Origin of the sequence: Vibrio mexicanus (genome assembly GCF_001012815.1) — a bacterium.
GTDB classification, from domain to species: Bacteria; Pseudomonadota; Gammaproteobacteria; order Enterobacterales; family Vibrionaceae; genus Vibrio; species Vibrio mexicanus.
The window spans coordinates 25154-39941 of the sequence record NZ_JYJP01000084.1 but is presented as its reverse complement, the minus strand read 5'-3'; the positions used below and the strand labels follow the sequence as shown (position 1 = coordinate 39941).

Annotated in this window: 8 protein-coding genes and 2 pseudogenes; 5 read left to right on the top strand and 5 right to left on the bottom strand. The window is 46.4% G+C overall.

The window, feature by feature from the left end; translation table 11 throughout:
* The first annotated feature begins 218 nt into the window (after nucleotides 1-218).
* The 3 genes from rapA to UA76_RS11895 all read left to right on the top strand — a co-directional run bounded on the left by rapA (nucleotide 219) and on the right by UA76_RS11895 (nucleotide 4919).
* Nucleotides 219-3125, top strand: a complete 2907-nt coding sequence (rapA, locus tag UA76_RS11905; RefSeq protein WP_047046339.1) for an RNA polymerase-associated protein RapA — start codon at nucleotides 219-221, stop codon at nucleotides 3123-3125.
* A 62-nt stretch (nucleotides 3126-3187) separates the two neighbouring features.
* Entirely contained in the window at nucleotides 3188-3919 is a 732-nt protein-coding gene (locus UA76_RS11900) for a pseudouridine synthase (RefSeq protein ID WP_047046336.1), read from the top strand.
* Nucleotides 3920-3956: 37 nt separating this feature from the next.
* Nucleotides 3957-4919 (top strand): D-2-hydroxyacid dehydrogenase, encoded by a 963-nt coding sequence (locus UA76_RS11895; protein ID WP_047046334.1) that lies wholly within the window; start codon nucleotides 3957-3959, stop codon nucleotides 4917-4919.
* Nucleotides 4920-4923: 4 nt separating this feature from the next.
* On the opposite strand, the gene UA76_RS11890 is transcribed toward UA76_RS11895, so the two are convergent.
* Together UA76_RS11890 and UA76_RS11885 are read right to left on the bottom strand one after the other, a co-directional pair.
* Nucleotides 4924-5589, bottom strand: a complete 666-nt coding sequence (locus UA76_RS11890) for a substrate-binding periplasmic protein (RefSeq protein ID WP_047046403.1) — start codon at nucleotides 5587-5589, stop codon at nucleotides 4924-4926.
* Nucleotides 5590-5827: 238 nt separating this feature from the next.
* Nucleotides 5828-7009 carry a dicarboxylate/amino acid:cation symporter gene (locus UA76_RS11885; protein WP_047046331.1) on the bottom strand — a complete coding sequence of 394 codons (1182 nt, stop codon included), beginning with the start codon at nucleotides 7007-7009 and terminating at the stop codon, nucleotides 5828-5830.
* A 414-nt stretch (nucleotides 7010-7423) separates the two neighbouring features.
* Between UA76_RS11885 and UA76_RS11880 the strand changes: the two genes are divergently transcribed.
* Together UA76_RS11880 and UA76_RS11875 are read left to right on the top strand one after the other, a co-directional pair.
* The gene (locus UA76_RS11880; protein ID WP_047046328.1) at nucleotides 7424-8599 is read left to right on the top strand and encodes a YjgN family protein; all 1176 of its coding nucleotides are present in this window, start codon (nucleotides 7424-7426) and stop codon (nucleotides 8597-8599) included.
* Complete coding sequence (locus UA76_RS11875) at nucleotides 8599-9609, top strand: M48 family metallopeptidase (RefSeq protein WP_047046326.1); 1011 nt, start codon at nucleotides 8599-8601, stop codon at nucleotides 9607-9609. The genes UA76_RS11880 and UA76_RS11875 overlap by 1 nt, the downstream gene beginning before the upstream one ends.
* 66 nt (nucleotides 9610-9675) lie before the next feature.
* Here the strand turns inward: UA76_RS11875 and UA76_RS11870 are convergent.
* The 3 genes and pseudogenes from UA76_RS11870 to pepA all read right to left on the bottom strand — a co-directional run bounded on the left by UA76_RS11870 (nucleotide 9676) and on the right by pepA (nucleotide 14692).
* A pseudogene (locus UA76_RS11870) lies at nucleotides 9676-12548 on the bottom strand (valine--tRNA ligase).
* 123 nt (nucleotides 12549-12671) lie between these two features.
* Entirely contained in the window at nucleotides 12672-13121 is a 450-nt protein-coding gene (locus tag UA76_RS11865) for a DNA polymerase III subunit chi (RefSeq protein ID WP_047046323.1), read from the bottom strand.
* A 63-nt stretch (nucleotides 13122-13184) separates the two neighbouring features.
* A pseudogene (pepA, locus tag UA76_RS11860) lies at nucleotides 13185-14692 on the bottom strand (leucyl aminopeptidase).
* Nucleotides 14693-14788: the final 96 nt, after the last annotated feature.

The window sequence follows — 14788 nt, the reverse complement described above, 5'->3', positions numbered from 1 at the left end:
GCCATGGATTTCTTACACTTTGATGTCAGCCAAGAGTTCGGAAAAAAATATCCCGGATTTAGCCAAATGCACGTGACCTGTATCACAGCATCAAGTAAGATTGGCCCCCTTTTCTGAGCCATAAACTAATCGAATTTTTCCCAATTAGTTGCCTTCCAAGTGGCTCAAGAACAACTAAGATAATAACGTTTACTCAAATTTAACGAGGTGGTCGATTCATGACTTTTGCTTTGGGGCAGCGCTGGATCAGCGATACGGAGAGCGATTTAGGTTTAGGAACCGTTGTAGCATTGGATGCTCGTACTGTGACTTTAATGTTTGCAGCATCAGAAGAAAACCGCGTCTATGCACGCAACGATGCACCCGTAACCCGAGTGACTTTCAATCAAGGTGATGTGGTTGAAAGTCAAGAAGGCTGGTCATTGCTTGTCGATGAAGTGATTGAAGATAACGGCTTGTTTACTTACCTGGGTAAACGTGAAGATACCGAAGAAGACGTTGTTATGCGTGAAATCATGCTCAGCAACCAGATTCGATTTAATAAACCTCAAGATAAACTGTTTGCCGGTCAAATCGATCGCATGGACAACTTTGTGCTGCGTTACCGCGCTTTGGCTAACCAGTTTGAGCAGCACAAGAGCCCAATGCGTGGCCTATGTGGTATGCGAGCAGGCTTGATTCCTCATCAGCTTTATATTGCTCATGAAGTGGGGCGTCGTCACGCACCACGTGTGCTACTTGCCGATGAAGTAGGTCTAGGTAAAACCATCGAAGCGGGTATGATCATTCATCAACAAGTGTTGGCTGGTCGTGCAGAGCGTATTTTAATCGTGGTGCCAGAAACGCTGCAGCATCAATGGCTAGTGGAGATGATGCGCCGATTCAACCTGCACTTTTCTATCTTTGATGAAGAGCGCTGTGTTGAAGCTTACGCCGAAGCGGATAACCCATTCGATACCCAACAATACGTCTTATGTTCACTCGACTTCTTGCGTAAAAGTCGCAAGCGCTTAGAGCAAGCACTAGAAGGGGATTGGGATCTCTTAGTTGTCGATGAAGCGCACCACTTAGAGTGGAGCGTTGATGCACCAAGCCGTGAATACCAAGTGGTGGAAGGCTTAGCAGAAAAAACACCAGGCGTACTGCTGCTGACAGCAACACCAGAACAGCTTGGCCGTGAAAGCCACTTTGCACGTTTAAGGCTGCTCGACTCTGATCGTTTTTATGATTATGAAGCCTTTGTTCAAGAAGAAGAACAATATGCACCGGTGGCTGATTCGGTGACAGCGCTATTTTCCGGTCAGAAATTGGAGAACGCAGCAAAGAATCAAATTACAGAGCTGCTTTCTGAGCAAGATGTGGAACCGCTATTCCGTATTATTGAAAGTGATAGCACAGAAGAGAGCAAAGATGCCGCTCGCCAAGAGCTGATCGATAACCTGATGGACCGCCACGGCACTGGCCGCGTTCTATTTAGAAACACGCGTGCGGCGATCAAAGGTTTCCCAACGCGTAATGTTCATCTGATGCCGATGGAGATCCCTCAGCAGTACACCACATCTATGCGCGTTTCTGGCATGATTGGCGGCAAAATGAGCGCTGAAGCTCGCGCCGTGAAAAATCTGTATCCAGAAGAGATTTTCCAAGAGTTTGAAGGTGATGACGCAAGCTGGTGGCAGTTTGATTCACGTGTGAACTGGTTGATCGAAAAAGTGAAAGAGAAGCGTAGCGAGAAGATCCTTGTGATTGCTTCGCGCGCAAGCACTGCGTTGCAACTCGAGCAAGCGCTTCGTGAGCGTGAAGGTATTCGAGCGACAGTCTTCCATGAAGGCATGTCAATTCTTGAGCGAGACAAAGCGGCTGCGTATTTTGCGCAAGAAGAGGGCGGTGCTCAGGTGCTTCTATGTAGCGAAATTGGCTCAGAAGGCCGCAACTTCCAGTTTGCCAACCAGTTGGTGATGTTTGACTTGCCGTTCAACCCAGACTTGCTTGAGCAGCGTATTGGCCGCCTAGACCGTATTGGTCAAAGTCGCGATATTGATGTTCACGTTCCCTACCTTAAAGGCACCGCGCAAGCTATCTTAGCTCGCTGGTTTGATGAAGGCTTGAATGCTTTCCGCGAAACATGCCCAACGGGTCGCGCGGTTTACGACAAATACTCAGACACCTTGATTGAAATGTTAGCATCCGGCGAAACGCAAGAGCTCGATGAGATCATTGAAGCGTCTGCGAAGCTGAACAAAGAGCTGAAAGCTCAGCTAGAGCAAGGTCGAGATCGCCTACTAGAAATGCACTCGAATGGGGGTGAAAAAGCGCAGCAAATCGTTGAGCGCATTTCATCTACCGACGGTGATACCAACTTGGTGACTTTTGCGCTTAGCCTGTTTGATACGATTGGCCTAAATCAAGACGACAAAGGTGAAAACGCCTTGGTGGTCACTCCATCTGAACACATGATGGTGCCAAGCTACCCGGGTCTGCCGTACGAAGGAGCGACTATAACGTTTGATCGCGAAACGGCACTGTCACGTGAAGACATGAACTTCATCAGTTGGGAGCACCCAATGATTCAAGGTGGTATCGATCTACTGATGAGTGAGGGTGTTGGAACGTCAGCAGTTTCGTTGCTAAAAAATAAAGCGCTGCCTGTTGGAACGATTTTGCTGGAATTAGTTTACGTGGTCGATGCACAAGCACCAAAACGCAGTGGTATTCAACGCTTCCTGCCGAAGACGCCAATTCGCTTAATGATGGATGCTCGTGGCAACGACTTGTCATCGCAAGTTGAATTTGAAGGATTTAACCGTCAGCTCAGCCCAGTGAACCGCCATCTAGCAAGTAAGCTTGTGAGCTCGGTACAAAACGACATACACGGTTTGATCTCTGCGGGTGAAGCGCAAGTGGTTGAGCGTGTGGAAGCGGTTAAGCAGCAAGCTCAGCAAGAGATGGCGTCAAGTCTAAACAGCGAGCTAGAGCGACTACAGGCACTTAAAGCGGTCAATCCAAACATTCGTGATGAAGAGGTCGAAGCGATTGATGAGCAGATCAAAGAGCTAACTGGCTACATTGGTAAAGCCCAAGTTCAGCTCGATTCTTTGCGCTTAATTGTTGTGAGCCATAATTAATCATTTTTGACATTCTGCCCAGCCACAGTGCTGGGCTTTGTTTATACCCAGTTTGAGTCCCAATGCACGAATACAATCCACCTGTTGAACCTTGGTTAGACATTACCTTTGAAGACGATGATATTCTCATTGCTAATAAACCGCCTGAGCTATTGTCGGTACCCGGGCGATTAGAAGAGCACTACGACAGCTTGTGGAGCCGTTTAGTCGCTGAGTATCCACAGATTCAAGTGGTCCATCGGCTGGATATGTCGACGTCTGGATTGATGCTATTGGCTAAGCACAAAGAGGCGGAAAGGGCATTAAAGAAGCAGTTTCAGTACCGGTTAACTCATAAGGTCTATTACGCTCGTGTGTGGGGAACGCCTGAACATGAAGAGGGCGTTGTGGATCTACCTCTTATTGGCGACTGGCCAAACAGGCCAAAACAGAAAGTTTGCTTTGATAACGGTAAACCTGCGGAGACTCGTTACCAAGTGGTGAAGCGTGAAGAGAAAACTTCTATCGTTCGTTTATTGCCCATTACCGGACGTTCGCATCAACTTCGGGTGCATATGCAGCAAATTGGCTGCCCAATTGTGGGTGATGAATTTTATGCTCATAAACAAGCATTTGAGTGTTCCACCAGACTTGAACTCCACTCTGCAGAGCTCAGCTTTTACCATCCCAGAACTCAGGATTTGACGAATCAGTTTGTACCTTGTGACTTCTATCCTGATGCGAAGCCGTGCCTCTTTAACTATTTCTCTCCTGTGCCAAAATTGCCAGATTACAAAAAGCTGCCAACGCCTTAAAAAATCTTGTCAAATCTAGGCAGCAAAGGAGATTACTATGACGCTGCCTACGATTGTTTTTCTTGATAGAGCCACCATCCCTACCCACATATCCCTTCCATCATTACCCTTTGAACATGATTGGGTGGAGTATGACTTTACCCAGCCAGAGCAAGTACTCGAGCGAATTGCCAACGCTGACATTGTGATAACCAATAAAGTGGTTTTAGATGCGAGTGTCTTACAGGATGCGCCTAATGTTAAGCTGATCGCGATCTCTGCGACAGGGTTCAATAATGTCGACATCGCCTATTGTGAGCAAAACAATATTGCTGTGACCAACGTGCAAGGCTATGCCACACGCTCTGTACCAGAGCATGTGATTGCGATGGTATTTACGCTTCGACGAAACTTAACGGGTTATCATCAAGATATCGCCAACGGCGAGTGGCAGCGCGATAAACAGTTCTGCTTTTTTACTCACCCGATTGGTGATGTCGCGGGAAGCACCATGATGATTGTGGGCAGTGGCGCGCTTGGTCAAGCAACTGCTGCATTAGCAAGGGCCGTGGGCATGGATGTCATTTTTGCTGAACGTAAAGGCGTAGATCTGGCTAGAACAGGCTATTTACCGTTTGATTTAGCCTTGAGAATGGCGGATGTTATCTCGCTGCACTGTCCACTGAATGATGAGACGAAGGATATTATTGGTAGCAGAGAGCTTTCGATGATGAAGTCGAATGCGATTTTGATTAACACAGGGCGCGGCGGATTAGTCAATGAGCAAGCGCTGGTGGATGCACTTAAGCAAGGCTACATTGCGGCCGCTGGTGTGGATGTGTTTACTCAAGAGCCTGCTGATGAAAGCAACCCGCTGTTGGCAAATATGCAGTTGCCGAACTTATTGCTAACGCCTCATGTGGCTTGGGGAAGTGATAGCTCGATTAGTAAATTGGCAGAGATTTTAATGGATAACATTGCCGCATTTGTCGAAGGTCGAGAGCAGAACAGAGTGGTTTAGTTGTTTATGGATTCACTTGCTTGAGGCCTTCATTAAATACCTCGAGCAGTTTCCTTGCTTGAGGGTGACTTTTGGAAAACATCATATAACTGTCATTAGTCAAAAAGGGTTTAGGGTGGAAGGTCACTTTCTCTTGAAGTTCGAGCGGCATTTTCTGCAGCGTAAACAGGCCAATATCTCGCTCCTCTGGCACCAAGTCCACACGTCTGTATTTCAAGAGTTGTAGCGCTTGATTCGGTGAGTCAACGCGATTGATGGTAACGGTATTCTCTTCGATCATGGTATCAATCTCAGAACCATAGCTATAACCTAAGCCGCCACCCAAGTGCTTACCTTCAATGTCTGTAATGTCTTGCCAATCAAAGTCATCCTCTCTGAGGTGGAAGAAGACAAACTTTTCCTGGCCAACTGGGTCGCTGTAGTAGAAGTGCTCGGTTCGGTCTTGGGCAAACATCCAAACTGCTGTGGCAACAAACTCCCCTTCACTGGCTTTTTTGTAAGCCCGCTTCCATGGAAAAAAGTGAAACTCCACCTGATAGCCTTGCGAGGCAAAAGCTTTTTGGATGGTCTGGCCTACAGAGCCAAAATCAACCAAATCTTGCCCAATAAATGGTGGCCAATTCCCAGCCGCGATTTTGATAACCTTTGGGTCATCGGATGCATAAGGCATTGAAGTTGAGAACAGCAAAGAGAGTAAGCATGTAATCAGTAGAGTTCGAAACACGAAGATCTCCAATCAATATTTCTATTATTAAATTTAGAAGATATTCAGTGGAAACGTAGGAATATAAGAGCAGAAAAGAGGCTCAGCATAGGAAATCTTACAAGTGAGAGGCTTGAATGACAGGTATTAAAAAGCCAGCGCATAGGAATACTGCGCTGGCTCAGATAAGAGGGCGTCGCCGGGATTAGCTTGACGCTACTGGCTGCTTAACTTTTTTTGCATTACTACTGTCTGCCGTACGGTTAACTAGCATTGAAATTGCACCGTCACCAGTGATGTTACAAGCGGTACCAAAGCTGTCTTGAGCCATGTACAAAGCAATCATTAACGCAAGCTCGGCTTCACCAAACCCAAGCATAGAAGCCATTAAACCTAGTGCCGCCATTACCGCGCCACCCGGAGCGCCAGGCGCTGCGATCATGGTAATACCTAGCATCATGATGAACGGAATCATGCTAAAGAAAGAGACCATCTCAATGTTGGTGCTTAGCGCCATTACCGCTGTGGCACAAAGCACGAGCGTAATGGTTGAGCCAGACAGGTGAATGGTTGCACATAGTGGGATAGTAAAGTTGGCAATAGGTTCTTTTACGCCGTTCTCTTTGGTTTGTTTTAAAGTTACTGGAATTGTTGCAGCTGAAGACATAGTACCAAGCGCTGTGAAGTATGCTGGGATCATGTTTTTCAGTAGTCGAACTGGGGACTGGCCGCTAACCATACCTGCAATCACATATTGAATACTGATCCAGATCCAGTGAACGATGACTGCTGTCACAAGCACTAGGCCGAAAGTTTTCAATGTGGCGAAAACCGTACCTTCTGCGCCCATGTTTGCGAATACACCCGCAATGTAGATTGGCAGCATTGGAATGATCACTTTTGCCAGTAGCAAGTCGATGATTGCTCTACCGTCATCAGCAAACTGCTTCAATGGTTGACTGCCCGTTACCGAGATACCAATACCAAATAGGAAAGCCAGACCTAACGCGGTCATCACACCAAATACCGCTGGGATTTCAATGTTCACTAGACCTGTGAGCTCTCGCTGAGCTTCAACATTAGGTGCAACACTTGGCTCTAAGCCAGAGAGAACAATCGTTGCAGCTAGGAAGGCTAGACAGCCTGCAACGATAGTAGAACCGTAAGCTAAGCCAACGGTTTTACCTAATAGATTTCCAGAGTTTTTTGGCAGGCTAGCAATACCGCTCGCAATATAAAATAGGATAATTAACGGGATAGCAAAACCGATTAACTGGCCACCAATCTGTTGGAAAGTAAGGAATAGACGAACAAGTATGTCGGGAGCGAAGGTTCCGACGAGTGTGCCACCAACAATACCGGCGACAAGTTTAGCAACGAGGTTCATAGTAGAACTCCTAGTTAAAGCTTTTGTTTTAAAAAGACTTTTGTTGTTTATATGGTATGAATCGCGAGGATTATAGGAATTGGCGATCCTTTATTCTGCGATCTGGGCTTATATGTTACCATTTGTAACGCTTTTGTTTTTATTTTTGAGATTTAGTTTTTGATTTTTGTTTGTTTTTTGGAATTTAAATTTAAGGAATTCATGTGTTTATAAAAAAAATAAATGCAAATCGTGGTTGGTGGGTTACTTAATATGTAATAAGTTTCATTTTTATGGGTGCAGTTGGGAAATGTATCGCAGTTTAGTTTCTTTTTTGAAATTAAAAAAATGGCACTGGATGGGAATCAATAATGTTTGGGTATCATGCTGATATTAATGACTTTAATTCAAAAAATACCATTCTAGAGGTGCTAAATGGAACACAGCGATAACCAAAATCCGGTTAAGTTTCACGGGAAAGCTGGCGAGTTTTTCTCGATATGGATCGTCAATATACTGCTTTCAATTGTCACGTTAGGCATTTACTCGGCGTGGGCAAAAGTACGCACCAAGCGTTACTTCTATGGCAACACAGAAATCAACGGAGATAGCTTTGAGTACCATGCCAAGCCAACTCAAATACTTAAAGGGCGATTGGTTGCATTTGTCTGCGTATTGATTTGGTCATTTGCCAATGGCTTTGCTCCTGCCTTTGCGCTGTTTTTAATGCTCGCATTTTATCTACTCTTACCGATGTTGATACACAGCAACACACGGTTTGACGCGTCAGTAACCAGCTATAAGAACGTCCGATTCTCTTTTGCTGGCACTTTAGGAAGTGCTTATAGCGTGATGCTAGGTCGTGGGCTAGCAGCATTCTGTTCGATCTTTGTTCTTATAGTGGTCACGTCTATTCTCTGGTCGGCTTCGCCAATTGTTGGTGTGCTTTGCTCCGTATTAACTTTTGTTGCGGTTATCTGGTTACAAGCTTGGGTCATGTGCGGCATTTCTAATTATATCGCTAACGGATACCGTTATGCAGACCAGATTTTTTGCACCGAACTCGATACGAAGGTCTTCTTTAAAACCTATCTTTTAGGCGGATTAATTACAGCCTCAGGTATCGCTATTTGCATGTTATTGTTGTACTTAACCGGGGTTGTATCATCGGACCTATTTGCATCGGGAGGTTTTGACAGCTTCGGCTCTCGAGCAGGAACTCTCATTTCTTTTATCGCTCTTTATGGCGCGTTCTTATTATCTGGTTTGATCGGTATGGCTTTTGTGGTTTCAAGAATTCGCAACTACACCTTTTCTCAATTAGCGATATTCGGTGAGATTCAAAACGAGCAGGTGAGTTACCGCTTTTCATCGACGCTTTCAACCGCAGGCTACGTTAAGTTGGTTGCGACCAACTTTGTTCTTCAAGTGTGCACGTTAGGTTTGGCTCGCCCTTGGGTTATGGTGCGTACCCAGCACTACCTAGCTAATAACACCTATGTACTGGGCGATCTCGATAAGCTAGATGTGTTTGATAAGAGCACATTCGATCAATCTGCCGTGGGTGATGAGATCGCTGAGGCCTTTAGTGTCGACATTGGAATTGGCTAATGGAGTTGTCTGGTTACGCTTTTCCACCACGAAGTTCAAAGAAACAGCGTGCCGTGCTTGTCGTTAGTGATGACAAGCATGTCACGCTGCAATTAGAGCATGCTAGCCATGAGTGTGAAACGGCCGCTTTGCGATTTAGTGAACGGGTTGGGCGGTTGCCTGTAAAAGTGACGCTCGCCAATGGTTGGGGTTTTCTTGCAGACAATAGTGATGAGATAGGGCGCTGTTTTCCGGCCTCGCAATCTGGACGTTGGCTAAGGTGTCTTGAACGAAACTTATTGAGTGCTTTAGTTTGTGCTGTTGCAACTGTCTTGGTTCTGATTGGCAGCTACAAATATGTGTTGCCATGGGCAACCAAGAACGTTTTTATTCACTGGGTGCCAGACACCGTCGTCTTAGCGGTAGCGGATCATGTCCTTGAGCACTTGGACAAACAGTTTGAAAGCTCAACCTTACCCATTGCTCAGCAACAGATGATCAGAGCGCACTCTCAAGAGTTGCTTGAAAATCTTGCTCCATTACCTTATCCGCTGAGAGTCGAATTTCGAGCAAGTAAAGGTGTGGTTAACGCATTTGCTCTGTCTGGCGGTACGATCATCTTAATGGATGAGTTAGTGCTGATGGCTGAAACACCAGAGCAGCTCGATAGTATTATTCTCCATGAAATTGGCCACCTTCATCATCAGCATGTGATGCAACAATTGGTGAGGGCCAGTATCTTGTCGATTTCGGTGGCTTTTCTCACAGGAGAGAGTTCAGGCATTATTGATAATATGGTTGGTTTAGGGGTGTTTGTACTTCAAACAGGGATGTCTAGAGAGGCTGAAACGGAAGCGGATCAGTATGCTATTCAGGCCATGAAAACGGTGTATGGCAGTACCGAGGAAATGGTGAAGATGTTTGAGCATTTGCACCTGCATTATCAAACCGATGATACTGATGATTTGATTCCAACTTGGATGAGTACCCATCCTGAGTTTGATGTTCGAATAAATATGATGCGCGATTAAATTATCCCGAGCTGAGACAAAAAAAGGGCTAGCCAATTGGCTAGCCCTTCTTCAATGCGTTCTCAATTACAGAGCAGCAATCGTTGTTTTTTGCTCTTCAAGCTTCACTAGAGTTTCTTTGTAGCCCTCTAGCTTCTCGCGCTCTTTTGCGACAACCGCTTCAGGTGCTTTAGCAACAAAGCCTTCGTTACCCAGCTTACCTTCAATACGCTTGATTTCGCCGTGAGTTTTCTTTATTTCGCCGTCTAGACGAGCAAGTTCAGCGTCTTTGTCGATTAGACCCGCCATTGGGATCATCAGCTCAGACTTACCAACTAGTTTAGTTGCACATGCTGGTGTCTCGGCATTTTGAGCAAGAACAGTTAGGCTATCTAGCTTAGCAAGAGAGTTCAGAACGACCTTGTTAGCTTCTATACGCGCTGCATCTTTCTCGTCTGCTACTTTGATCATTACCTCTAGGCCTTTGCTAGGTGCAATGTCGTATTCCGCACGTAGGTTACGGATAGCAGTGATGAACGTCTTAACCCACTCGATGTCCTCTACGATCTCAGCGTTGAAGTTCTCTTCGTTAAACTGAGGAAGCGCTTGAGTCATGATCGTCTCACCTTCAACACCGTCTACTAGCGGCTTAACGCTCTGCCAGATAGATTCAGTGATGTAAGGAAGCACTGGGTGAGCAAGACGCAGCGTCTTTTCAAGAACAGTGATCAGCATGTAGCGAGTAGCTTGTTGCTGAGCTTCTGTACCTTTCCATAGAACTGGCTTAGTTAGCTCTAGGTACCAGTCACAGAATTGGTTCCAGATGAATTCGTACAGCGTGTTTGCTGCCATGTCTAGACGGTAGTTGTCTAGGTGAGCATTAAACTCTTTCGCTGCTAGCTCAAACTGAGATTCAATCCACTTATCTGCTAGTGAGAATTCCATGTTTGCACGGTCTTCAGCTGATAGTGACATGCCGCAGTCGTGCTCTTCTGTATTCATCAGTACGTAACGGCTCGCGTTCCATAGCTTGTTACAGAAGTTACGGTAACCTTCAAGACGCTTCATGTCCCAGTTGATGTCACGGCCAGTTGAAGCCATAGCAGCAAGAGTGAAACGCAGTGCATCAGTACCGTATGGTTCGATACCGTTCTCGAAAGTCTTACGCGTGTTCTTCTCGATCTTCTTCGCTAGCTGAGGCTGCATCATGTTGCCACAACGCTTCTCTACTAAAGACTCAAGGTCGATACCATCGATCATGTCGATAGGGTCAAGAACGTTACCCTTAGACTTAGACATCTTGTCGCCGTTCTCGTCACGGATTAGACCCGTTACGTAAACTGTCTTGAATGGTACTTGCGACTTACCGTTTTCATCTTTGTTGAAGTGCATGGTCATCATGATCATACGCGCAACCCAGAAGAAGATGATGTCGAAGCCAGTTACTAGCACGTCTGAAGGGTGGAATGTCTTCAGGTCTTCAGTTTGCTCAGGCCAGCCTTGAGTACCGAAAGTCCAAAGCGCAGAAGAGAACCATGTATCAAGTACGTCGTCGTCTTGGCGAAGAACAACGACTGGTGCAAGGTTGTTGTTTGCACGTACTTCTTCTTCAGTACGGCCTACATATACGTTGCCGTCGTTGTCGTACCATGCCGGGATACGGTGACCCCACCAAAGTTGACGAGAGATACACCAGTCTTGAATGTCACGCATCCAAGAGAAGTACATGTTTTCGTACTGCTTAGGAACGAACTGGATATCACCATCTTCAACCGCTTTAACAGCAGGCTCAGCAAGAGGTGCAGCACGTACGTACCATTGGTCAGTTAGCATTGGTTCGATAACCACGCCACCACGGTCGCCGTAAGGAACTGTTAGATCGTGGTCTTTGATTTCATCAAGAAGACCTAGTTCTTCAAACTCAGCAACGATCGCTTTACGAGCAGCAAAACGCTCCATGCCGTGGTACTTAGCAGGAAGTTCTGTCGAGTAAACATCGCTAGCTTCACCATTAGTAGTGAAGACTTCAGCCGCATCACGGATGTCTGCGTTGAAAGTTAGGATGTTGATCATTGGTAGCTGGTGGCGCTTACCAACTTCGTAGTCATTGAAGTCGTGCGCAGGCGTGATCTTTACACAACCTGTGCCTTTTTCCATATCTGCGTGCTCATCACCTACGATAGGGATAAGGCGGTTCACGATAGGAAGTAGGATTTCTTTACCGATAAGATCTTTGTAACGTGGATCTTCTGGGTTTACAGCAACACCCGTATCGCCAAGCATGGTTTCTGGACGAGTTGTTGCAACAACAATGTAGTCTTTACCTTCAGCAGTTTTCACGCCGTTTGCTAGCGGGTAGCGGAAGTGCACATGTGGCCTTTTTTGTCTTTGTTTTCAACTTCAAGATCAGAAATTGCAGTGTGCAGTTTTGGATCCCAGTTTACTAGACGCTTACCACGGTAGATTAGGTCTTCTTCGTATAGGCGAACAAACACTTCTTGAACCGCGTTAGATAGGCCGTCATCCATCGTGAAGCGCTCACGGTCCCAGTCTACAGATGCACCAAGGCGACGAAGCTGTTTAGTGATTGTGCCACCAGATTCGTTTTTCCACTCCCAGATCTTGTCGATGAAAGCGTCACGGCCGTAATCGTGTTTAGTTTTGCCTTCTTCTGCAGCGATCTTGCGCTCAACAACCATCTGAGTTGCGATACCAGCGTGGTCAGTACCTACTTGCCAAAGAGTGTTTTTACCCTTCATACGTTCAGCACGGATTAGAGTATCCATGATTGTATCTTGGAACGCGTGGCCCATGTGTAGGCTACCAGTGACGTTCGGTGGCGGGATCATGATGCTGTAAGCTTCTTTAGTCGTGTCACCGTGTGGCTTGAAGTAGCCTTTCTCTTCCCAAGCTTGGTATAAAGCTTGTTCGATTGAAGTTGGGTTGTATGTCTTTTCCATAGTACTCATTTACTGGATACGTTGATGGTAATCGTAGTCAATCATTATAAGTGAACTCTCTAAGTGGAGAGCTTAACTATAAAGATTGACCGGTTGCATATTTTGTTGCGAGGTCAACAGACCCTATCTGTGTTCGATCTCGATCGTTTGTAGCTGGTAGCCTGCTTGGCGGTAGATTTTATATCTTTCTCGCGCCAGTTGCTTGGCTTTTTCTTCGCAAGGGACGAAGTCTACCACCTCAGCAAACTTGTTCGCAAAGGTTGTCTCATTATTAGACAAATTTATTACCAGTTGTCTATTCCAAGAGGGTTTCACACCTTGATGGCCTATCTCAATATTAGTGCCATATCTGGGGCCTTCACCAACGAGGTTATGAGCTTGGAAGTCTTTCGTGTCCACCTGCCAAAGCGCTTCAGCAATCGATTCTGCATGGCGTTTATCTTCACAGTTGAGATAAACCTTAGCACCTTGCTTGGCAAAGTGGTGGGCGAGAAACACAACGTACAAGCCAAACCCAAGCGCCTCAGCTTGAGGAGAGTCCGGTTTGATGATGTAGAAGGTTGCGTTTGCCATACTGATTTCTCGACTTAGGAGATACAAAAAAGGGCCTTGCGGCCCTTTTTAACATTGTGAGGATTATTCCTCTGTCTCTTGGCCGCTGCGGTTAAGCAGGAATTGGACAAGCATTGAGACTGGGCGGCCTGTTGAGCCCTTCGCTGCACCCGACTTCCACGCAGTACCCGCGATGTCGATGTGTGCCCAGTTGTACTTCTTCGCAAACTTCGATAGGAAGCAACCTGCCGTAATCGTACCGCCAGGGCGGCCACCAATGTTCGCCATGTCAGCAAATGGGCTCTTTAGTTGCTCGTGGTATTCGTCTGCCATAGGTAGACGCCATGCACGGTCACTGGCTTGCTCAGACGCGTTAACTAACTCGTGAGACAGTGGATTGTGGTTAGATAGGACACCTGAAATATGGTGACCCAGTGCGATCACACATGCGCCAGTCAGTGTCGCTACGTCGACAACACAATCTGGTTCGAAACGCTCAACGTAAGTCAGGGCATCACAGAGAACCAAACGGCCTTCTGCGTCGGTGTTCAATACTTCAACCGTTTGACCAGACATAGTCGTTAGGATGTCACCTGGGCGGTACGCGTTGCTGCCTGGCATGTTTTCACAGCCAGCAAGAATACCCACAACGTTAATTGGTAGGTTCAGTTTCGCTAGCGCTTTCATCGTACCGAATACCGATGCAGCACCACACATGTCGTACTTCATCTCATCCATGCCTTCGCCTGGCTTCAATGAAATACCGCCTGAATCGAAGGTTAAGCCTTTACCAACCAGCACGATTGGTTTTGCTTCTGGATCTGGGTTGCCCTTGTACTCCATGATAGACATCATAGATTCGTTCTTAGAGCCACGACCTACCGCTAGGTAAGAAGTCATACCCAATTTTTCCATCTCTTCTTCGCCGATGATCTTCGTTGTTACTGTTTCGAAGTCGTCTGCTAGGCGGCGAGCTTGAGAGGCAAGGTATGCAGGGTTTGCAATGTTTGGTGGCATGTTGCAAGATCTTTGGATGCCTTCACACCTGATGCAATCGCAAGGCCGTGAGCAATCGCTTTTTCGCCAAGGTTTAGCTCGCGACGAGTCGGTACGTTGAAGACCAGCTTACGCAGTGGACGACGAGTCTCTGGCTTGTTGCTCTTGAACTGATCGAATGTGTACAGGCCATCTTTGGTTGCTTCAACCGCTTGGCGCACTTTCCAGTACGTGTCGCGACCTTTAACGTGAAGCTCAGTTAGGAAACATACCGCTTCCATTGAGCCCGTTTCATTAAGCGTGCTGATGGTTTTCTGAATGATCTCTTTGTATTGACGCTCACCCAGTTCACGTTCTTTACCACAACCAACCAGTAAAACGCGCTCAGATAGAACACCTGGCACTTGATGCAACAATAGCATTTGACCCGGTTTACCCTCTAGATCACCACGGCGAAGTAATGAACTAATATAGCCATCGCTGATTTTATCGAGCTGCTCAGCTACTGGAGAAAGGCGGCGTGGTTCAAATACACCCACCACGATACATGCGCTACGCTGTTTCTCTGGGCTACCACTTTTTACACTGAACTCCATGCGTACTCCTACATCCTGAAGACAAATAGAACTAAATGTTAGATAATGATCTCTTACTTGTTGAATCCAAGGTCGGATTTGCCGTTAAAATAAGAT

Bases quoted from the DNA above. Each gene is read 5' to 3' on its own strand.
- rapA (WP_047046339.1), top strand. From the start codon at position 219: ATGACTTTTGCTTTGGGGCAGCGCTGGATCAGCGATACGGAGAGCGAT.
- UA76_RS11885 (WP_047046331.1), bottom strand. From the start codon at position 7,009: ATGAACCTCGTTGCTAAACTTGTCGCCGGTATTGTTGGTGGCACACTC.
- UA76_RS11895 (WP_047046334.1), top strand. From the start codon at position 3,957: ATGACGCTGCCTACGATTGTTTTTCTTGATAGAGCCACCATCCCTACC.
- UA76_RS11865 (WP_047046323.1), bottom strand. From the start codon at position 13,121: ATGGCAAACGCAACCTTCTACATCATCAAACCGGACTCTCCTCAAGCT.
- UA76_RS11900 (WP_047046336.1), top strand. From the start codon at position 3,188: ATGCACGAATACAATCCACCTGTTGAACCTTGGTTAGACATTACCTTT.
- UA76_RS11875 (WP_047046326.1), top strand. From the start codon at position 8,599: ATGGAGTTGTCTGGTTACGCTTTTCCACCACGAAGTTCAAAGAAACAG.
- UA76_RS11890 (WP_047046403.1), bottom strand. From the start codon at position 5,589: ATGCCTTATGCATCCGATGACCCAAAGGTTATCAAAATCGCGGCTGGG.
- UA76_RS11880 (WP_047046328.1), top strand. From the start codon at position 7,424: ATGGAACACAGCGATAACCAAAATCCGGTTAAGTTTCACGGGAAAGCT.